This is a genomic window from Arthrobacter sp. UYCu723 (genome assembly GCF_054059215.1).
Map to the genome: position 1 here is coordinate 1286922 of NZ_JBSSBW010000001.1, position 19032 is coordinate 1305953.

The window sequence follows — 19032 nt, forward strand, 5'->3', positions numbered from 1 at the left end:
CCGAGGTGACAGTTGGCGCCCATATTCCCGAGGAACACGGGCGCCAACTGTCACCTCGGCGTCGTCGAAGGGTGCAGCAAGCTACCTTGCCGACCAGCCGCCGTCCATGGTGTAGCTGGCGCCGGTGACCATACCGGCGTCGTCCGAGGCGAGCCACGCCACGAGGGACGCCACCTCCTCCGGCTCCACAAGCCGCTTCACCGCGGATTCGGTCAGCATGATCTTCGCCAGCACCTCGGATTCCGGAATGCCGTGCACCTTGGCTTGGTCGGCAATCTGCGACTCGACCAGCGGCGTCCGGACGTAGCCCGGGTTGATGCAGTTGGACGTGACGCCGTGGGCGCCGCCCTCCAGCGCCGTCACCTTGCTTAGCCCTTCCAGTCCATGCTTGGCGGAGACGTAGGCGCTCTTGAACGGCGAGCCCCGCAGGCCGTGCACGGAGGACAGGTTGATGATCCTGCCGAAGCCGTTGGCATACATGTGCGGCAGGGCGGCCCGGATCAGCAGGAACGGCGCCTCCAGCATGAGCTTGATGATGCGGCGGAAGTCGGCCGGATCGAAGTTTTCGATGGGACTGATCCGCTGGATTCCGGCGTTGTTGACGAGGATGTCGCAGTCCAGGCTGAGGGCCTCGAGCGCCTCGACGTCGAGCAGGTCGACAGCCCAGGCCGTTCCGCCCACTTCATCCGCGAGGGCGGAGGCCGCGGCGTCGTCGACATCCGCGATCACCACTTTGGCGCCCCGCGCCGCCAGGGCGCGGACGCTTGCAGCCCCGATCCCGCCGGCTCCGCCGGTGACGAGGGCCTTGCGGCCGTTCAAGCTGCTCTCCATGTCTGCACTCCTCAGTTCGCATTTTTAACGGCCCAGGCGAGGCAGGATGCACGGCACTGAGCAGCTTCACTGAGTATTGCCGCAGAAAGTCGGCGATTCAATGGTCAAAGCAGCACCCCTTATGTGCAGAATTGCAGATATGACCGCAAACCCCGACGACCTGCTGGTGCTGCTGGCCGTCTCCCGTTCCGCGAAGTTCACGACGGCGGCCCAGGCCCTCGGGTTGAACCACACCACTGTTTCCCGGCGGATAGCGGCCCTTGAGAAGGCTTTGGGCGGCCGGGTCCTGTCCCGCGCCGCCGGCGGCTGGGAGCTCACGGACCTCGGCGCCGAAGCCGTGCGGGTAGCCGAACAGGTGGAAGCTGCCATCCAGCCCCTCGAACAGCCCGGGAGCACCCCGGACCCGATCACCGGCGTCGTCCGGATGACCGCCACGGACGGCTTCAGCGCCTACATCGCCGCCCCCGCAGTGGCCCGGCTGCGCCGCGAGCATCCCGGTCTCAGCGTCGAGATCATTACCGTGACCCGGCGGGCGCTCCAGCAGCGCTCCGGCCTGGACATCGAGGTGGTGGTCGGAGAGCCGCAGGTGCACCGGGCCGCGGCTGCACGGCTCGGCGAATACATGCTCGGAATGTATGCCTCGCGCGACTATCTGGCCGAATATGGCACCCCCGCCACGGTGGCGGAACTGACCGCCCACCCCCTCGTCTACTTTGTCGATTCCATGCAACAGGTGGACGATCTGGACGCCCCGCGCCGGCTGGTGCCGACTATGCGGGAGGGGCTGAGTTCCACCAACGTGTTTGTCCACGTGGAGGCGACCCGCGCCGGCGCCGGGATCGGCTTCCTGCCCTGCTTCGCGGCGGATCTGCACCCGGACCTCGTCCGGCTCCTGCCCGGGTCCTTCGCCGAACTGCTGCCGTACTGGATGGTGCTGCGTCCCGATTCCATGCGTCGACCGGCCGTGGCGGCGGTGGCGCAGGCACTGCGCCTACAGACCGCGGACCACCGCGAGGCGCTCATGGGCCGGGGCTCAGCCCGCGGGTGATTCCGGCATTGCGGCCATCGGAACTTTCGGGTCGTGCCGGACCGGGGCGCCGGCGGCGAAGGCGCGGACTTTCGCGTCGTCCCAGATGTGGGCGGGCACCGCACCGCCGAGCAGCCGCCTCGCCAACTGGGGGTCGTCGTCGAACGGAACGTCGCTTCCGGCCATGATCATGTTTCCGTAGCGCCGGCCCTTGAGCATTGCCGGGTCGGCAATGATCACGGTGTGCTTGAAGGCATCCGCGATGGTGGCGGCATCCTCGCGGGAGTTCTTCAAATCCGGGGCGTCACCCGAGTTCACTATGTAGATCCCGCCGGGAGCCAGGACAGCCCTGGCGTGCTCGTTGAACTCCCGGGTGGTGAGCGTCCTGGGCGTCACGGAGCCGGCGAAGACATCGCGGATGATCACATCCCGAGTCTGCGGGGTGAGGCTCTCGGTGACCTCGCGGGCTTCCCCCACGCGCAGGCGCAGCAACGGGGCTTTGGGCAGGTCGAACCAGCCGCGGACGTATTCGGCGAGTCTGCCGTCCAGTTCGACGACGACCTGGCGGGCCTCAGGGTAGGCGGCGTGGAAGTAACGGGCCAGGGAGCAAGCTCCCCCGCCGAGGTGCAGGGCGCGCAGCTTCGGCTTCGTCTCCCGGGGCCAGCGCGATTCCACCAGCGCGGAGATCCAGCGCATGTACTCGAAGTCGAGGAACAGCGGATCGGCGAGGTCAATGTGGGAGCTCATCACGCCGTTGATGCGCAGCAACCAGCCGGTGGAGTTGTCCTGGTCCGCGATCAGCTCGCAGTCACCGGTGTCGATGTAGTAGATGCCTTCAACCGGACCGTCCGGGCGGCTGCCCTTGGGCACTTCCACAACTCCCGGCGTCGTGTTTCCGGTGTTCCGGCCGGCCGCCCTGCCCCGCTTCGCCATCAGTCGTCCACCGTTTTGCTCATGTTTCAAGCCTAGTTCACCGGGCCGCAGCGGCTGGGGCCTGAGGCGGCGGCGCCGATGGCGATCACCGCAGGAAAATCGCCGCCGTTCAGGGCCTCCTCGCGGGACCAAAGCCCCTAGCCCGGCCGGGCGTCCTGCGCTCTACTGGGGGCAAGTAACGCTGGGGGCAGGGTAGGGACGACGACCCGGGAGGCAGCATTTGGCACCCGCAGCAGGGCAGGGACGCAGTACCGTGGCTGTGGGCTACGACGGGTCCGAGGCCGCGCAGCAGGCCGTGAGATGGGCCGCCGACTACGCGGTCACCGTACGGTCGCCGCTCCGCGTCATCCACGCCTGGGTCTGGCCGGTGTTCACCAAAAACCTCGGCCCGGTCAAGGGCGTGGAAGGCAGCGGGCTGCGGCACTCGGCCGAAACCATCCTGGCCGAAGGCATCGAGCTGGGGCGCCAGGCCTACCGCCCGCTCGCCACGACCGACGCCGGGGCCGGGACCCCAGCCAGCGCCGGGACCCCAGCCAGCGCCGGGACCCTAGCCGGCGGCGGGGCCGACGTCGACGGCGTCATCGAAGCCGGGCTCCCGGCGCAGGTCCTGCGCAGCGCTGCCCGGGACGCGCGCCTCCTTGTGGTCGGCAGCCTCGGCATCGGCGGCGTGCTGGGCCAGCTGGCCGGTTCGGTCTGCCTGGATCTGGCCGGTTCCTCCCCCTGCCCGCTGATGGTCATCCGGCGTCCGCGCAGCCCCGGGAGCCCCGTGGTGGTGGGGATCGACGCGACGTCCCGGGCTTCGGCGGCACTGGCCGGTGCCGTCCGGCTCGCGACCGCGCTCGGCACCTCCCTGCAGCTGATCCACATCGACCAGTCACGCGAAGCGGACCGCGAAGAGCATGGCCGCCATGCCCCGCTCCATGGTCAGGAGCTGCTGGACCACGCCCTGGCTGACGCTGTGAAGCTGGCCCCGGAGCTGGCGGTCTCCGGCAAGCTGGTTCAAGGCCATTCCGCGTCCAAGGAGCTGCTCGCAGCGGCAAGCGACGCGGACGTACTGGTGATTGGAACCCACAATCGCGAGGGCGGTCCCGGCAACACCGTCTCCGCAGTGCTGCACAAAGCACGCTGCAACGTGCTGATCACCCGCTGATCCCGTTACGCCGGAATGCCGCCTCAGCGGCCACGGCTGTACGGGACCGGAAGCGCGAGGAGAGGAGAGCGCCGTGCGAGCCTGGCGGGTTGCTCAGCCGGGACCGATCAGAAGCGGCCCCCTGGTTGCAGGCGAGTGCCCGGACCCCCGGCCCCGCCCCGGCGAGGTGCTGTTGAGGGTGCGGGTCTGCGGGGTGTGCCGGACGGACCTCCACCTGGCGGAGGGTGAGCTGGAGCCGAAGCACGCCGGAACCATTCCCGGCCACGAAGTCGTCGGCGAAGTACTCCGCTGCGGCACGCGGGCCAGGCGGTTCAGGCCCGGGGAGCGCGTCGGTGTGGCGTGGCTGGGCGGGACCTGCGGTTCCTGCCGGTTCTGCCTGCGCGGTGAAGAAAACCTCTGCCTGTCCCCCACCTTCACCGGGTGGGACCGCGACGGCGGCTATGCCGAGCTGATCACCGTGGCCGAGCAGTTCGCCTACCGGATTCCGGACGTCTTTACGGACGAGGAGGCAGCGCCCCTGCTCTGCGCCGGGATCATCGGCTACCGCGCCCTGGCCCGGGCGGAGCTGCCCATCGGCGGCCGGCTGGGGATCTATGGTTTCGGCGGGTCCGCGCATCTGGCCACCCAAATCGCCCTGTACCGGGGTGCACGCGTGTACGTCATGACCCGGTCAGAGGACGCCCGGCGTCTTGCCCTCGAGCTGGGCGCCACATTCGCCGGCGGCGCGGAGGAGGATCCGCCGGACCCGCTGGACTCCGCGATCCTCTTCGCGCCGGCGGGCGGCCTGGTGCCGGTGGCGCTTCGCGCCCTGGACCGCGGCGGGACCCTCGCCGTCGCGGGCATCTACTTAAGCGATATTCCGCCGCTGAACTACGCCAGGGAACTATTCCAGGAACGCCAGCTCCGAAGCGTCACGGCCAACACCCGTGCCGACGGCGAGGAGTTCTTCCGCATCGCCGCCGAGATCCCACTCCACCCCACCACGGTGGCGTATCCCTTCGCCTCCGCGGACAAAGCGCTGCTGGACCTGGCGGAGGGCCGGATCACCGGGGCCGCCGTGCTGCTCATGACCTGAGCCGGTACCTGACCCAGTCCTCGCCGGAGTGGGCCGCGGCAGTCCACGGATCGCTAATCCAGCAGCGCAGCGAGGGTGGTGAAACCGTAGCCGGCCTGCCGGATCCGGTTGATGATCTGTAACAGGGCGTCGGCGTCCAGCGTGGTCCCGTCGTCGGGATTGGAGCCGACGTGCATCAGGACGATCTCCCCCGGCCGCAGCTGCCCGAGGACCCGGTCCGCCACCACCTGCGCCGTGATCCCTCCGCTGGTGCCTTTCCAGCCAAGCGAGTCCACGGTCCAGCGAACCGGCAGGTAGCCGAGGGTGTTCACTGTGGCGATGGTCCGGGCATCGCGTTCACCGAAGGGGAACCGGAACAAAGGCCGGGGATCCCCGCCGGCGGCTTGGATTGCCTGCTGCGCCCGGACCAGCTGGTCCCCGATCGCAGCGTCCGAGAGTCCGGTGAAGCCCGGATGCGTCATCGAATGGTTGCCCACGCGGTGGCCCCCGGCCACGATCGCCGCGACTCCCGCCGGGTTGGCGCCGGCCCAGCTGCCGGTCAGGAAGAACGTGCCGCGCACGCCGGTGGCACCAAGCGTCTGCAGGATGCTGGGTAGCCCTGCCGAGTTGGCTCCGGCGTCGAACGTCAGGACCACCACCCGGCCGGCACCGGGGATGAGCTCGAGGTCGCGGCCGGCGAGCGCGGCGGGGAACCGCGCCGCGGGGGCGGAGGTACAAGCGGGCCCTGTGCCGGTGGCTCCGGGGCCGGTGGTGCTGGGGCCGGCTCAGCGGGGACCGACCCGCTTGGGGCGGGAACCAAAGTTTCCGACGGCGGCGGGCTGGCCGACGTACCCGGCGTCCGGGTGGCCGATTTTCCGGTCGGCGTCCCCGTAACCGGGGCCGTCGGCGTGGCAGTCGGCTCGGCAGCCGGGGGGCGCATGGAGAAGGCGAGAGCCACGAACACCGCGGCTACCACGAGCGCCACAGCAGCCCCAGCAGCCAGCACGCGCCGCCGGTCGGAAAAAATCGACCACATGGTTCACTGTGGCACCACGGGCCCGGGCCCGCCTAGGGCTGAAAGGCCCGCGCGCTCATGGCCGGGCCGCGGGCCTGTCTATGACATTGCCGGAATCAGGAGGCCCGGTACCGGTCGAACAGGAGGATGAAGGAGTCGTCCGTTCGGCGGTAGCCGGTGAAGTCGCAAGACGGGTCTTGCTCATATCGGTGACCACCTCAAGGTTGGGGCCCAGATCACCGTCCGGCCCGTGGGCGGTCAGTCCGATGGCATCAACGTTCTGGCCCGGACCATCGTCGGCCTCGCAAACCAGGACTGAGCGCTAATACAGGATGGTGTCCGTGTCGCCGCGAATGCCGCCGCGGGGACCCACGGATCGGGGTCGTCAGGTTGCAGTGAACGGGTGGGGCTTACAGCCCGCTTGCCCCGTGCCGGTCGCCGGGCAGCCGCACAGAACCCCGGATGCCGGCGCACGATCTAGCGGACGAGCGCCAGGGCGAAGCCGTCCCAGCCCTTCGAGCCCACGGTCTGGATCACGGTGGCGTCCAGCCGCGGGTCCTCGCCCATCATCTGCAGCGCACTGATGATGCCGGGCGCGTTGACGGTATCGAGGGCCGGGTCCAGCACGGCGCCTTCCCAGACCACGTTGTCCATGACCACCGTGGTGCCGGGCCGGCCGAGCCTGATGGACCAGTCAAGGTAGTGTGCGTCGTTTTCTTTGTCCGCGTCGATGAAGACGAAATCGAACGGCTCGGCGCCCTCGTCCTGGAGGGCCTGCAGAGTGTCCAGCGCCGCGCCGACCCGGACCTCCACCTTGTGGCCGAGTCCGGCGTCGTCGACATTTGCGCGGGCCACTTCGGCATGCTTGGGAAGGAATTCGCAGGTGACCAGCTTGCCGCCGTCGGGCAGCCCCTGGGCCATCCAGATGGTGCTGAAGCCGGCCAGCGTACCGATCTCCAGCACGCGGCGGGCACCGGAGAGCTGGACCAGCAGCTTGAGCAGCTTGCCGGCATTGGCCGTCACCTCGATGGGTGGCAGGCCCGCTTCAAGGGCACTTGTCACGGCGCGTTTCAGGGAGCTGTCCGGACGGACCACGACGTCGGACAGGAAGTCCTCGACGGCGATCCAGCGGGCGGTGGACTGATGCTCGATCATGCCCCCAGTCTTCCAGCTGGGCGGGCCCGGCGGTAGCGTCCGGCCGGAACCTCCCAACCTCCGGTGTTTTAGCCCTGGCCGGGGGCCTTGGCCTCGCCGATCGCAGCTTCGAGACGTTCCAGTTTGCCGGTAAGTTCCCCCGAGTAGCCCGGGCGGATGTCCGCTTTGATGACGAGCGAGACACGGCTGCCGTAGCGTCCGACGGCCTCCGTGGCGCGCTTCACCACCGCGAAGACCTCGTCCCATTCGCCTTCGATAGTGGTGAACATCGAATCGGTGTGGTTGGGCAGCCCGGACTCCCGGACGATCCGCACCGCCTCGGCGACTGCGTCGTGGACCGAGGCCTCGTCCGCCGCGGCGGAGGAATCTGTTGGGCCGGACGAGGCGCCGGGTGCGGGCCGGCCGGAGGGGGCGACAGAAAATGCAAGCAACATGGTCCCAGTCTTTCATGCCGCCAGGAGACCGTCGGCACCCGTCGGGGCCCGTTCCGGCACCCGTTCCGGCACCGGTGCCGGGACCGGTTCCGGCCCGGCAATCGTCATCTTGGGCACTACGCGTCGGTAACAGGTTTACTCAACCTTTGCGTTGCTACCCTGAGCAAATGAACCGGGTTATAGAAGGCAGGCCGCTCCGCGCGGACGCCGCGCGCAATGTGGACAAGATCATCACGGCGGCCCGGCAATGCTTCCGCGAGCACGGCCCGGAAGTCCCGCTGCAGACCATCGCCGTGACCGCCGGGGTGGGACCCGCCACCCTGTTCCGGAACTTTGCGGACAAAGAAGAACTGGTCCTCGCAGCATTGCACCGGCAGCTCGGACTGCTGGTGGGTCCAGTCATCGAGGAGGCCCTTGCCAACCCGGATGCCGCCGACGGGCTCTTCCGCGTGATCGACGCGCTGATGGGCGTCGCCAGCGAGGAGGCCAACCTGCTCGGCGCCGTCGCCGGCCGGCGTGGCCTGTTGACCGGCATCACCGGTGACCTGATCGAATCCGTAGCCGTGCTGCTCGGCCGCGGACAGGGCCAGGGAACCCTGCGCAGCGACATTTCGATGACGGACCTGATCCGGCTCCTGGCCATGCTGATCGGCGTCGTGGACACCATGGAGGCCGGCTCGGACGCCTGGCGCCGCCCCGTGGCCCTGGTCGAGGACGCCATCCGCACGGAACGGCCGCACCGGCCGCTGCCGCCGCAGGGGCCGCTGCCGAGCACGGCGTTCGACGCCGTACTCGGCTAGCGCCGGTGGCGTGGGAGACCATCGGCGGAATTGTCGGCGGTCTGCTACGTTCCTGCCGTCACCGATCGACCCGGTGCCGGACTTCCTGCCCGTGATCGGCTACGCCGACGATGTCATCATGGCGGCCCTGGTCCTGCGCTCCGAAAGCTCCTGCGCTACGAAAGCCGGATTCTCCGCTTCAGTCCTCCGCCGGCTTCTCTTTGGCTTCCTGGAGATGGTGCTGCAGCTTCTCCTCGGCCTCGCGGCGGCGGCGTGCCATCTCGCGCAGTTCCCGGGTGGACTCAGGTCCCGGGGGGACATGAGGCTCGTGCGGTTTGGGGTGCTGCCCCTTACCGGCTGCACCCCGCTCCGGAACGTCGTTGTCGCTCATATTCGAATGCTCCCATGGGGCATCCGGGGTAAGTAGGGACTAAAGACCGTTACGGCCCGGTACGACGGCGGTATGCGGCGGCCCTGCTAGCTCCAGCCCAGCAGCCGAAGCCCGGCGGCGGCGCCGGCACCGGCGAGGACCACCACAAGGAACGGCGCCCGGAAACACAAGGCGACGCCGGCCGCCGCCAGCGCCCCCAGCCGGGCGTCCAGCGCCAACGACTGGCCCGAAGCCACCGCGTTCACGATGGTCAGGGATGCCAGCAGCCCGATGGTCATGGTGCCGGCGATCCTGGACATCCGGGGATCGCGGAGCAGGCTGGCGGGAACCAGATAGCCGAGCAGTTTCCAGGCATAGCCCAGCAGGCAGGCGAGGAGCAGCCACAGCCACAGGCTCATGGGGTATCCCCTGAGGGACGGGAAGAGGGACGGGAAGAGGGGTGGGCGGGGTGATGCGCCGCATAGGGATCCACATCCGGTTCCAGGCCTTCGTCACTGCGGCCGTGGCTCAGCCAGCCGATTCCCGCTGCCACCACGGCGGCCACCAGGATCGGCACCCCGGCGGGCACGAACGGGACGGCAAGCACCGTGGCCAGCGCGCACACGACGGCGATCGCCACCGGTTCGCGGCCCTTCAGCCGCGGCCAGAGCAGGCCCAGGAACGCCGCCACCGCGGCGCCGTCGAGACCCCACTGCTTGGGGTCGCCCAGGGCGGCTCCCGCGAGCGCGCCGACCGCGGTGAACACGTTCCACAACACGAAGATGCCGAGGCCTGCCGTCCAGAAGCCGCGCCTCTGTTCGATCGGATCCGTCTGCCCGGTGCTGGTGGCGGTGGACTCGTCGATCGTCACGTGGGCGGCGGCGAACCTGAGCCAGCCGCGTGGCCGGAGCAGGGCGTTGATCTGCATGCCGTAAATCCCGTTGCGCATGCCCAGCAGCGTGGCCGCCCCCATCGCGGCGACGCCGGAGCCGCCTCCGGCCACCACGCCGATGAAGGCGAACTGCGAACCGCCGCTGAAGAGCAGCAGGCTCAGGGCCATGGTCTGCCAGAAGTCCAGCCCCGAGGTGACCGACAAGGCACCAAAAGACACGCCATAGAGGCCCGTGGCGATGCTGATCGAGAGCCCCACCCGCACGGCCGGGGACTGCAGGAACTTCATGGCCGCCGCCCCGGGACGGTTTTCGGCAGGGCCGGTTGGCCGGCCCCCGGCTTCGTGGGGCTCCAGGCCCAGGCCATCAGCGGTGCCTGCAGCGGGAGGCGCAGGGCGTGGACCCGGCGCTGGCGGGGCGTGCCGTCCGGTCCATAGGCCCGGCGCAGGGCGTCGACGTGCCCGGCCAGAAAGAGCGTGAACAGGGCGGTGACGCAGCCGGCCGCCGCCGGGCGCGTGGCCGGGATCAGGAGTCCGACGGCGGCGCCGGCTTCCAGCAGCCCGCACACGGCAACCCATTCCTGCCGGGACAGCACCGCGAGCGGACCGTTGGGCCCGGCACCGGAGTCGTCGCGGCAAAGGAAGTCCGGAACCACCTGGTCAAAGAACTCCGGCTCCCGGAAGTGCTTTCCGGCGCTGGCCAGCAGCAACGCGCTCAGGGCAGCCGCGGCAAGCGTCTGGGTGGCCCGGCCGGACCAGCGAAATGGCATGCAACAACTCAATCACAGCCACGGACCCCGCTGAAACCGCGAGTGCTCCGCGGACGGGTCTTAGGGCCGGGGTCCCGCGCCCCGATGCGGCGTACCTTGTTGACTATGAGCAGTGTCGTGGAGATGACCGGCGTCGTAAAGCGTTTCGGAACTGTGACTGCCCTCGACGGCCTGGATTTCGAGGTCGTCGCGGGCGAGGTGCACGGATTCCTCGGCCCCAACGGAGCCGGGAAGTCGACCACCCTGCGGCTGCTTCTGGGGCTGCTGCATGCCAATGCAGGCTCCATCCGGGTGCTGGGTATGGACCCCTGGCGCGAGGTGGCGTCGCTGCACCGCCGGCTCGCCTACGTCCCCGGTGACGTCGCCCTCTGGCCGAACCTGACCGGCGGCGAGGTGATCGATTTGCTCGGCCGGCTGCAGGGCGGCCAGGACCGGGTCCGGCGGGACCGGCTGCTGGAGCTCTTCGAGTTGGATCCGGGCAAGAAATCGCGCACCTACTCCAAGGGCAACCGGCAAAAGGTGGCCCTCGTCGCCGCGCTCGCCACCGACGCCGAACTCTTCCTCCTCGATGAGCCCACCAGCGGACTGGATCCGCTGATGGAGGACGCCTTCCGCGGCTTCGTCCGCGAACTGCGCGCCCGGGGGCGCACCGTGCTGCTGAGCAGCCACATCCTGAGTGAAGCTGAGGCGCTCTCGGACCGGGTCAGCATCATCCGCGCCGGCCGCGTGGTGGAGACCGGCCCGCTGCAGCAGCTGCGGCACCTGACCCGGACGTCCGTCACCGCCGACGTCGCAACCGTGCCTCAAGGCCTCGACCTCCTGCCGGGAGTCCACGACGTCGTGGTCACCAGCCACCGGATCAACGCCCAGGTGGAGCCCTCCGGGCTGAACCAGCTCATGCAGGCGTTGACCGCGGCGGGCCTGCAGTCACTCACGAGCCAGCCGCCGACGCTGGAGGACGTGTTCCTGCGGCACTACGGTGCCGCCGCCGGGGCGGGAGTTTCCGGTTCGGGAACCGCAGGCCCGGGAACCGTAGGTTCAGGGACCGCTGGCCCGGGAACCGCAGGCCCGGGAACCGTAGGTTCAGGGACCGCTGGCCCGGGAACCGTAGGTTCAGGAACCGCTGGCTCGGGAACGGGCCGGTCCGGCGATGCGTGAGACGCTGGCCGGGACCGGTGAGCTCATCCGGCTTGCACTGCGGCGGGACCGCTGGCTGCTGCCGGTCTGGATCCTCGGTTTTGCCCTGATCGCCTATTCGACGGCGGCGGCCGGCGCCGAGCTTTATCCGGAAGTCGCCAGCCGCGTCGAGGCCGCTACTGCCCTGAACGCCACGGCCTCGATGGTGGCGATGTTCGGACGGATCTATGATCCGTCCTCGCTCGGGGCGCTCTCGCTGATCAAATACACCGCCTTCATGACGGCCATCCTGGCCGTCCTCATGGTGATTCTGACGGTCCGGCATACCCGCGCCGACGAGGAGAGCGGGCGCCTGGAGCTGCTCGGCGGCGGCAGGCTCGGCCGCGATGCCCCGCTCGTGTCCGCCCTGGCGATCAGCTTCGGTGCCAGCCTGGCCCTCGGGCTGCTCTCCGCCGCCGCGCTGATTGCCGGCGGCCTCCCGGCAACCGGGTCAATGGTGTTCGGGCTGGGCTGGGCCGCCACCGGGATGGCCTTCAGCGCCGTCGCCGGGGTGACGGCCCAGCTGACCGCGAGCGCCCGGGCCGCCACCGGCCTTGGCATCGGCGTCGTCTCCGTCACCTACGCCCTTCGCGCCGTCGGCGACCTCGCCGAACCGGGACCTTCGGTATTGGCCTGGCTCTCCCCCATCGGTTGGAACCAGCAGGTCCGGGCCTTCGCCGGGGATCACTGGTGGGTGCTGGCCCTCCCGCTGGCCCTGACCGTAGTGCTGGTGCCGGCAGCCCGCGCCCTCCGGGCCCGGCGCGACCTTGGCTCCGGCCTCCGCGAGGCGGGCCCGGGGCCGGTCCGTGGCTCCTTGTCCGGTGTCTGGGACCTGGCGGTCCGCTTGCAGCTGCGGATCTGGGTTGCCTGGGCCGTGGCGTTCGTGCTCTTCGGCGTGGTGATCGGCTCGCTGGTCGGGAACGTGGCGGAGCTTCTGAGTTCCCCCACTGCCCAGGACCTGATCACGCAGCTGGGCGGGCGGCAGGCCCTTAACGATGCTTTCCTCGCCGCCGAGATCAGCATCATGGGGCTCCTCGCAGCCGTCTATGGCGTGTCCGCAGCGAACCACCTGCGCAGCGAGGAGGCCGCAGGCCATACCGAAGCTCTCCTCGTCACCGCCACCACCCGCGTCCGCTGGGCGAGCAGCCACTATGCGGCTGCCCTGGCGGGAGTCAGCGCCCTGATGCTGCTCGCCGGGCTGTCCATCGGCGCCGGAGCCGCCTCCGTCCTCCTGGACGTCGACCAGCTGGGCCGGTCCACGGCGGCTGCCCTGGCCCAGATCCCGGCGGCCTGGGTCATGACGAGCGCCGCCCTGACCGTGTTCGGTTGGGCGCCGAGATTCGCCGGCGCTGTCTGGGGGCTGCTGTTCGCCTTCGTCGCACTAGGCGAGTTCGGCGTGCTCTGGAACGCACCCCAATGGCTGATGGATCTTTCCCCGTTCCGGCATTCCCCGCTGCTCCCCGTGGGGTCCGGCTCGATGGGTGAGCTGGCCGGCCTCACGGCAGCCGCTGCGGTGCTTGCCGCCCTCGGCTACCTCGGCTGGCGGCGCCGGGACCTCGCCGCCTGAGCCCGGGCGCCGGCACTCAGCGAAGCCGCTGGCTGCCCGCCGAGAGCTGGGCGAGGACCTGCGCCGGCCTGTTCGTGGTGATCTCCTGGATGCCCAGACCCTGGCAGAGGGCGACGTCGTTGTCCGAGTCCACGGTCCAGACCCGGAACCGGCGTCCGGAGTCGAGCCAGCGCCGGACGGTCCGCGAGTGCTTGCGGACGTAGTCGATGCCGGGTCCGGCCATGCCGACCTCGCAGTCGTCCAGGATCCGCCCTCCCTCGGTCTGGGCCGCCTTCATGACATTTGCCAGCGCACCGCCGGTGAGCGCCCCGAGGCCGAGTTCTTCGCGGATTTCCTCCACGTCGATGTCGTCGATGAGCTGGCAGACGGCCTCAGCCGGTACGGACTTGAGCAGGTGCTTCACCGCATCCGGGCTGAAGCTCATGAAGGACACCTTGATGTTGCCCAGCATCGACGTATCGGGATTCCACCCCTCGGCCCTCAGGACCTCGAGGACGCGGTCTTCGAGCTTGAGCTGGTAGGGGCTCGGGTGCTTGAGCTCGATCGCGAGGCCGATCTCCCGGTCCACCTCCCGGAGGATGTCCAGCAGCTCGGGAAGGGTCAGGAACTGGGTCGATACACCACCGTATTCGGCGGGAATCCTGGCGCCCCGCCAGGAGGAGAAATCCAGCCGGCGGAGCTCTTGGAGGGTCCGGTCCGCGACGGGCCCGGTGCCATCCGAGGTGCGGTCCAGGTTGGCGTCGTGCAGCAGCACGGCGTGCTGGTCCCGGGTCAGGTGGACGTCGCACTCGACACCGTCCGCGCCCTCGGCGATGGCCTGCAGGTAGGCGGCGCGGGTGTGCTCGGCGAAGGCTTCGCTGGAGCCCCGGTGCGCGTAGACCAGCGGACGGGCGGCGCGGCACTCGTCAGTCGTCATGGTGCCACGTTAGCGGACCGGGCCTGCCTCAAGCACGGCTAGGCTGGGCACATGCAGGTGAACACTGATCGATCCGCCCGGCCCGGGTCCGGCGCCGCCGTCGAACACCGGCTCAACGCGGCCGACGCCGAGAAGGCCGTGGCGCTGCGGAAGATGAAGCTGCTGGCGGTGTCGCTGCTGATCGTCATGGCCGTCATCTTCGTGGCGGCCTTCGCCCTGCAGAAGCAGTATCCGTGGCTCGAATACGTCCGGGCGGCAGCCGAGGGCGGCATGGTGGGCGCCCTCGCCGACTGGTTCGCCGTCACGGCCCTGTTCAAGTACCCGATGGGTCTCAAGATCCCGCACACCGCCATCATTCCGCGCCGCAAGGACCAGATCGGCGCCTCGCTGGGCGAATTCGTGGAGACCAATTTCCTCTCCGAGAAGGTGGTCCAGGAGAAGCTGGCCTCCGTGGACATCGCCCGCAAGGCGGGCGCCTGGCTGTCCGGGCCCGGCGGCGCCGAGCGCGTCGCCAAGGAAGGTGCCGCCGTCATCCGCGGCGCGTTCACGGTGTTGAACGACGACGACGTCCAGGCCGTGATCGAGGGCATGGTCCGCAAACATCTGCTCACTCCGCCGTGGGGACCTCCGGTGGGCCGGCTCGCGCAACGGATCCTCGACGACGGGCACCACCACGCGCTCGTGGACCTGCTCGTTGACCGCACGGTGGACTGGGTGCGGGACAACCACGAGACCGTCAGCAGGCTCGTCACCGACCGTTCTCCGACGTGGGTGCCCACGTTCGTGGACGGGCTCGTGGGAGACAAGGTCTACGTGGAGATCCTGAAGTTCACCCGCGCGGTGCAGTCCGATCCACAGCACCAGGTCCGGAAGTCCATCGACAAATACCTCCAGGAACTCGCGCAGGACCTGCAGCATGACCCGGTCATGATCGCCCGTGCCGAGGGCATCAAGGCCCAAGTGCTCGGCGACCCGGAGGTCCGGGAACTCGCCTCCCGCACCTGGGGCACGGTCAAGGCGGCGCTGCTCACCGCCGTCGACGATCCGCACAGCGAGCTGACCGTCAGGTTCAAGGCGGCCGTGCACGATTTCGGCACCCGGCTGGTGGTCGATCCCGAGCTGGCCGGCAAGGTGAACAAGTGGATTGGCGACGCCGCGGGCTACCTCGTGAAGACCTACCGCTCTGACATCGCCGGCGTGATCACCGATACCGTGGGCCGCTGGGACGCCGAGGAAACCTCGCAGAAGATCGAGCTCCAGGTCGGCAGGGATCTGCAGTTCATCCGGATCAACGGCACCGTGGTGGGCGCCCTCGCCGGGCTGGCCATCTTCACCGTGGCCCACCTGGTGTTCGGCTGATATGTAGGTCCGGTTGTCAAGAGGCATGGATGAGCCGCTCCTGGCTTTTTGTGTTCCGGGGGCCGGTGCCGCTTCCCGGCACCTGAAGCGTCGGAGGCGTCGGCAGCCGTCATCGGCGGCGGTCCGGTGTCCTGAACCACCGCCGAAGCTGGTGGATATCTGTTTGAAGCTGGTGGATATCTGTTTGTGGTGCTGCCGTCGGTTAGCGGGCCGGGGCCGGGGCGTCCTGCCGCGCGGCCCAGACGGCGTAGCTGCCGTCGAGTTCGACGACGTCGTAGCCTTCGCGGCGCAAGGTACTGGCCACGACGGAGTTCCGGACCCCACTCTGGCAGTAGGACACGATGGTGCCGGCGCCGGGCAGCTGGTCCAAGTTCCACAGCACGCGGCCGCCGTTCAGATGGCGGGAGCCGGGGATGTGTCCGGCGGTGTGCTCGGTCCTGGCGCGGACGTCCAGCAGGAGGGCCATATCGAAGCCCTCGAGTTCTTCGGGCTGGATTAGCTGCGGTGTGCTGGCAGGCAGGCCCTGGAGGCTGGTCACGTAGCCGTTCACTTTGTCGATGCCGACCCGTACCAGGTGATCCCAGATTTCATGTGCCTGCTCCTGGTCTGCTGCCAGCAGCACGAGCGGGCGGCTGTCGCGCTCCGGATCGATGGCCCAGGCGCCGAAACTGGCGGTGCTCTTGCCTGCCGGGATGTTCAGGGCTCCGGCCACGGTCCCCTTGTGCACGTCGTTGTTGGGGCGGGTGTCAACGAAGGTCACGGCGTCGGCGGCAAGCCGGGCAGTGACGGTCGCGGGGTCGAGCTCTGCCAGCGGGGCGCGTTCGCCCATGATGGCCGGGCCCCGCCGGTTCTGGCGCTTCATTCGCCCGAAGTAGGCATGGGCCTCGGGCTGGCCGTTGAGGAGCTCGTCGATGAATCCCTGCTCGTCGTTAGCGGTCAGGTAGGGGCCCCACCAGGCGTAGAGCCGTTCGTAGCCGACGGTGGAGGAGGGGATAGCGCCGAGGGCCTTGCCGCAGGCGCTGCCGGCTCCGTGTCCGGGGTGGACCTGGACGTAGTCGGGCAGGGTCAGGAACTTGTTCCGGAGGCTGGCGAAGAGCTGCTTGGCGCCTTCGAAGCGGGTGTCGACGCCGCCGGCCGCTTCGTCCAGCAGGTCCGGGCGGCCCAGGTCTCCGGAGAAGACGAAGTCTCCGGAGAGCAGGTAGCCGGGCTTGTCGCTGAACGCGCCGTCGGTGACGAGGAAGGACAGGTGTTCGGGTGTGTGGCCGGGGGTGTGCAGGGCCTGGATGCTGATGTTGCCGATGGTGATCCTGTCGCCGTCGTGCAGGCGTTCGCCGTCGAATTCGTACTGCCAGTCCGGTCCACCCTCTCCCGAGACGTAGACCGTGGCCCCGGTCGCCGCCGCCAGTTCCCGCGTGCCGGAAAGGTAGTCCGCGTGGATGTGGGTCTCGGTGACGGCCACGATCTTCATGCCGTTGGCCGCGGCGAGGGCGCGGTAGACCGCTACGTCCCGGCGGGCGTCGACGACGACCGCCTCGCCTTTGCTTTGGCAGCCGATGAGGAAGCTGGCCTGGGCGAGATCTTCGTCGTAAATGCGCTCGATGAGCATGGTGCTCTCCTTCGTGAGGGCGGTGGAAGGCGGGGTGGAACCTTTCCTCCGTCTGCTGACTACAATTCAAATGCCCCGGGGGTAGGCCGCAAAGAGTGCGGTTCCCGGGCCGCTGAGGGTTTGAGGGCGGGCCGGGGTATGCCGGGTCCAGTGCCTCTTCTTTTTTTAGCGGGGGTAGGCCTGCTGTTGGGTGGCCTGGGCGCTGCCGGACTGGCACATGGCGATCACGGGCCGGGTTTTTTGGATGCCTGTGGTGCTGGTCTGCAGCCGGTCCAGGGGCACATGCTTGGCCTGGGGCGCACGCCCGGTCCGCCATTCCTGGGCGGAGCGGACGTCGATCAGCGCCGCGCCGGAGGCCAGCAGCTCCTTGGCTTCGGCCACGGAAATGGTCCTAAGCGGTTTGGTGAATGCGTTCTTGAGGGAGCTGATGAGTCCCATGGGTGATCTCCTTGGCGGCGCTGTACCGGTTGGTGCTTGTCAGGGTGAGGACGGTGCTTGCGGTCACCCCGGCGGCGGCGACGAAGATGAGCACGGCGAACGATATGCGGATGTGGCTGTCCTTGAGGAGGCGGGCAAAGCGGGCCGCTACCAGGGAGCCGACGACGGCGGGGACGGCGAAGGCCAGCACGGTGGGCCAGTCGATCGTGAAGCCTGCGGCGTGGGCGCTGAAGCCGGAGGCGGAGTTGAGCACGATGATCGCCAGTGATGACCCGACGGCCTGTCTCATCCGTAGTCCCAGAAAGAGGGTCAGTGCCGGGGTGAGGAGGAATCCGCCGCCGACACCCAGGAGCCCGGTGAGGAACCCGACCAGCAGGCCCACGGCGATGGCCTTGGGGGCGCAGGAGCGGAAGGCGCGGTTCGGGCCTGTGCTGCAGGAGCCCTCGGTTTCGGCGGTGTGGGAGAGCATTCGGATTCCGGCGATCACCATGATGGCCGCGAAGGCGAGCATCAGGATGTTCGGATCCAGCAGCCGGCCCACCGCCGCGCCCGCCCAGGCGGACGGGATGCCGGCGGCGCCGACCAGCAGGATGACCGGCCAGTTCAGGCCCTGGCGGATCCGGGGGACCAGGGCCGCCAGCGAGGAGAAGCCCACGACCAGCAGCGAGGTGGGGATGGCCTCGGCGGGACTCAGGCCCACGCCATAGACCAGGGCGGGGACGGCAATGATCGATCCGCCGCCCCCGACCACGCCCAGCACGATTCCGACGACAAGCCCCAGAACCAGGGCCGGAATCATGCCGTCTGTGCCGGTCCGGTGCGCCCGCCTGCTCCGGGCAGGGACAGGATAGCGCTTTCGCGGGTGGGTTCCGTGGCGGCCCTGTTCCACGGCATCGCGGACAACGCCTTGCCCATGGCGCAGGTGTTGGTTGCGGCCGAGAAAGTCAGGCCGGCGCCGATCGCGCCCGCCAGCATCCTCACCTTCGGGGAGACGAACCGGCCGCCGGCCAGGCCCAGAACCACGAGCGAGCCCGCGGCGAGGCGGACCTGGCGCTCCATGTCCCAGCGCCCCTTGCCCCGGACGACGTCGCCGCCGGCGGCGGCGAATCCCGGAACCCCGCCGGTGAGGACGTAGGCGGTGTCGATGCCCGCGGCGCCCAGACGCTGGCGGGCCTGTTCGGCGCGGACTCCGGACTGGCAGACCAGCACGACGCGGCTGCCCAGCCGGGAAGCCAGTTCGCCGGTGTGCTCGGCGAGCAGCGGAAGGGGCACGTTGTAGGAGCCGCGGATATGCAGGGACTCGAACTCGGCGCCGGACCGCACGTCAATCACGAGCAGGTCCTCGTGGTCCCGGGACCAGCCGTGAAGCGTTTCCGGGTCCAGTGCGGTCACTGCCGGGAATGCCGAAGCTTGCGTGGAAGAGGAGGTCATGGATGTCCTTTCGAGACAACTACTGGCTACAGCCGGATACCCCACCGAGTATTACAGATACCCCCGGGGGTAGTCAACACACCCCCGGGGGTAGTCAACACACCCCCGGGGGTATAGAATTTTGGACAGACA

Annotated in this window: 20 protein-coding genes and 2 pseudogenes; 8 read left to right on the forward strand and 14 right to left on the reverse strand. The window is 69.2% G+C overall.

Annotated features, from left to right (window positions below; genetic code table 11):
- Positions 1-81: 81 nt before the first annotated feature.
- On the reverse strand, positions 82-831 hold the full coding sequence (locus ACVWZ8_RS05920) for a 3-hydroxybutyrate dehydrogenase (RefSeq protein WP_426975789.1): 750 nt from the start codon (positions 829-831) through the stop codon (positions 82-84).
- A 139-nt stretch (positions 832-970) separates the two neighbouring features.
- Between ACVWZ8_RS05920 and ACVWZ8_RS05925 the strand changes: the two genes are divergently transcribed.
- Positions 971-1879 (forward strand): LysR family transcriptional regulator, encoded by a 909-nt coding sequence (locus tag ACVWZ8_RS05925; protein ID WP_426975788.1) that lies wholly within the window; start codon positions 971-973, stop codon positions 1877-1879.
- On the opposite strand, the gene ACVWZ8_RS05930 is transcribed toward ACVWZ8_RS05925, so the two are convergent.
- Positions 1865-2791 carry a spermidine synthase gene (locus ACVWZ8_RS05930; protein WP_426975787.1) on the reverse strand — a complete coding sequence of 309 codons (927 nt, stop codon included), beginning with the start codon at positions 2789-2791 and terminating at the stop codon, positions 1865-1867. The genes ACVWZ8_RS05925 and ACVWZ8_RS05930 overlap by 15 nt on opposite strands.
- Before the next feature lie 220 nt (positions 2792-3011).
- On the opposite strand from ACVWZ8_RS05930, the gene ACVWZ8_RS05935 reads away from it, so the two are divergent.
- Positions 3012-3941, forward strand: a complete 930-nt coding sequence (locus ACVWZ8_RS05935) for a universal stress protein (protein ID WP_456504098.1) — start codon at positions 3012-3014, stop codon at positions 3939-3941.
- A gap of 73 nt (positions 3942-4014) precedes the next feature.
- Positions 4015-5016: a zinc-dependent alcohol dehydrogenase family protein gene (locus tag ACVWZ8_RS05940; RefSeq protein WP_426975785.1), complete on the forward strand. Its 1002-nt coding sequence runs from the start codon at positions 4015-4017 to the stop codon at positions 5014-5016.
- 53 nt (positions 5017-5069) lie between these two features.
- Here ACVWZ8_RS05940 and ACVWZ8_RS05945 read toward each other — a convergent pair whose 3' ends face one another.
- The 3 genes from ACVWZ8_RS05945 to ACVWZ8_RS05955 all read right to left on the reverse strand — a co-directional run bounded on the left by ACVWZ8_RS05945 (position 5070) and on the right by ACVWZ8_RS05955 (position 7599).
- Positions 5070-5654 carry a polysaccharide deacetylase family protein gene (locus ACVWZ8_RS05945; RefSeq protein WP_456504099.1) on the reverse strand — a complete coding sequence of 195 codons (585 nt, stop codon included), beginning with the start codon at positions 5652-5654 and terminating at the stop codon, positions 5070-5072.
- 833 nt (positions 5655-6487) lie between these two features.
- Positions 6488-7165: an O-methyltransferase gene (locus tag ACVWZ8_RS05950; protein ID WP_426975783.1), complete on the reverse strand. Its 678-nt coding sequence runs from the start codon at positions 7163-7165 to the stop codon at positions 6488-6490.
- Between the two features lie 68 nt (positions 7166-7233).
- Positions 7234-7599, reverse strand: a complete 366-nt coding sequence (locus ACVWZ8_RS05955; protein ID WP_426975782.1) for a thiamine-binding protein — start codon at positions 7597-7599, stop codon at positions 7234-7236.
- 167 nt (positions 7600-7766) lie between these two features.
- Here ACVWZ8_RS05955 and ACVWZ8_RS05960 point away from each other — a divergent pair, with 167 nt between their 5' ends.
- On the forward strand, positions 7767-8399 hold the full coding sequence (locus ACVWZ8_RS05960; RefSeq protein ID WP_426975781.1) for a TetR/AcrR family transcriptional regulator: 633 nt from the start codon (positions 7767-7769) through the stop codon (positions 8397-8399).
- 10 nt (positions 8400-8409) lie between these two features.
- Positions 8410-8520: pseudogene (locus ACVWZ8_RS05965) on the forward strand (DUF1232 domain-containing protein); the annotation flags it as partial.
- 57 nt (positions 8521-8577) lie between these two features.
- On the opposite strand, the gene ACVWZ8_RS05970 reads toward ACVWZ8_RS05965, so the two are convergent.
- The 4 genes from ACVWZ8_RS05970 to ACVWZ8_RS05985 form a co-directional block, all read right to left on the reverse strand.
- Positions 8578-8769, reverse strand: a complete 192-nt coding sequence (locus ACVWZ8_RS05970; RefSeq protein WP_456504100.1) for a hypothetical protein — start codon at positions 8767-8769, stop codon at positions 8578-8580.
- Between the two features lie 86 nt (positions 8770-8855).
- Positions 8856-9167: an AzlD domain-containing protein gene (locus ACVWZ8_RS05975; RefSeq protein WP_426975780.1), complete on the reverse strand. Its 312-nt coding sequence runs from the start codon at positions 9165-9167 to the stop codon at positions 8856-8858.
- Positions 9164-9928 (reverse strand): AzlC family ABC transporter permease, encoded by a 765-nt coding sequence (locus ACVWZ8_RS05980; RefSeq protein ID WP_456504101.1) that lies wholly within the window; start codon positions 9926-9928, stop codon positions 9164-9166. The genes ACVWZ8_RS05975 and ACVWZ8_RS05980 overlap by 4 nt, the downstream gene beginning before the upstream one ends.
- A complete protein-coding gene (locus ACVWZ8_RS05985) occupies positions 9925-10407 on the reverse strand; it encodes a DoxX family protein (protein WP_456504102.1) in 483 nt (160 codons plus the stop codon). Before ACVWZ8_RS05985 ends, ACVWZ8_RS05980 begins: the two co-directional genes overlap by 4 nt.
- A 105-nt stretch (positions 10408-10512) precedes the next feature.
- On the opposite strand from ACVWZ8_RS05985, the gene ACVWZ8_RS05990 reads away from it, so the two are divergent.
- Complete coding sequence (locus tag ACVWZ8_RS05990) at positions 10513-11565, forward strand: ABC transporter ATP-binding protein (RefSeq protein WP_456504103.1); 1053 nt, start codon at positions 10513-10515, stop codon at positions 11563-11565.
- Positions 11558-13150, forward strand: a complete 1593-nt coding sequence (locus ACVWZ8_RS05995) for an ABC transporter permease (protein WP_456504104.1) — start codon at positions 11558-11560, stop codon at positions 13148-13150. The genes ACVWZ8_RS05990 and ACVWZ8_RS05995 overlap by 8 nt, the downstream gene beginning before the upstream one ends.
- A gap of 16 nt (positions 13151-13166) precedes the next feature.
- Here ACVWZ8_RS05995 and ACVWZ8_RS06000 read toward each other — a convergent pair whose 3' ends face one another.
- The gene (locus ACVWZ8_RS06000; protein WP_426975775.1) at positions 13167-14066 is read right to left on the reverse strand and encodes a glycerophosphodiester phosphodiesterase; all 900 of its coding nucleotides are present in this window, start codon (positions 14064-14066) and stop codon (positions 13167-13169) included.
- A 51-nt stretch (positions 14067-14117) separates the two neighbouring features.
- Here ACVWZ8_RS06000 and ACVWZ8_RS06005 point away from each other — a divergent pair, with 51 nt between their 5' ends.
- A complete protein-coding gene (locus ACVWZ8_RS06005; RefSeq protein ID WP_426975774.1) occupies positions 14118-15425 on the forward strand; it encodes a DUF445 domain-containing protein in 1308 nt (435 codons plus the stop codon).
- 202 nt (positions 15426-15627) lie between these two features.
- Here the strand turns inward: ACVWZ8_RS06005 and ACVWZ8_RS06010 are convergent, their stop codons facing one another.
- The 4 genes and pseudogenes from ACVWZ8_RS06010 to ACVWZ8_RS06025 form a co-directional block, all read right to left on the reverse strand.
- Positions 15628-17031: an MBL fold metallo-hydrolase gene (locus ACVWZ8_RS06010; protein WP_456504105.1), complete on the reverse strand. Its 1404-nt coding sequence runs from the start codon at positions 17029-17031 to the stop codon at positions 15628-15630.
- A gap of 189 nt (positions 17032-17220) precedes the next feature.
- Positions 17221-17469 (reverse strand): annotated as a pseudogene (locus ACVWZ8_RS06015) (rhodanese-like domain-containing protein); the annotation flags it as partial.
- Complete coding sequence (locus ACVWZ8_RS06020; protein ID WP_426975772.1) at positions 17423-18268, reverse strand: sulfite exporter TauE/SafE family protein; 846 nt, start codon at positions 18266-18268, stop codon at positions 17423-17425. The pseudogene ACVWZ8_RS06015 and the gene ACVWZ8_RS06020, both read right to left, overlap by 47 nt.
- Positions 18265-18900 carry a rhodanese-like domain-containing protein gene (locus ACVWZ8_RS06025; RefSeq protein ID WP_426975771.1) on the reverse strand — a complete coding sequence of 212 codons (636 nt, stop codon included), beginning with the start codon at positions 18898-18900 and terminating at the stop codon, positions 18265-18267. Before ACVWZ8_RS06025 ends, ACVWZ8_RS06020 begins: the two co-directional genes overlap by 4 nt.
- Positions 18901-19032: the final 132 nt, after the last annotated feature.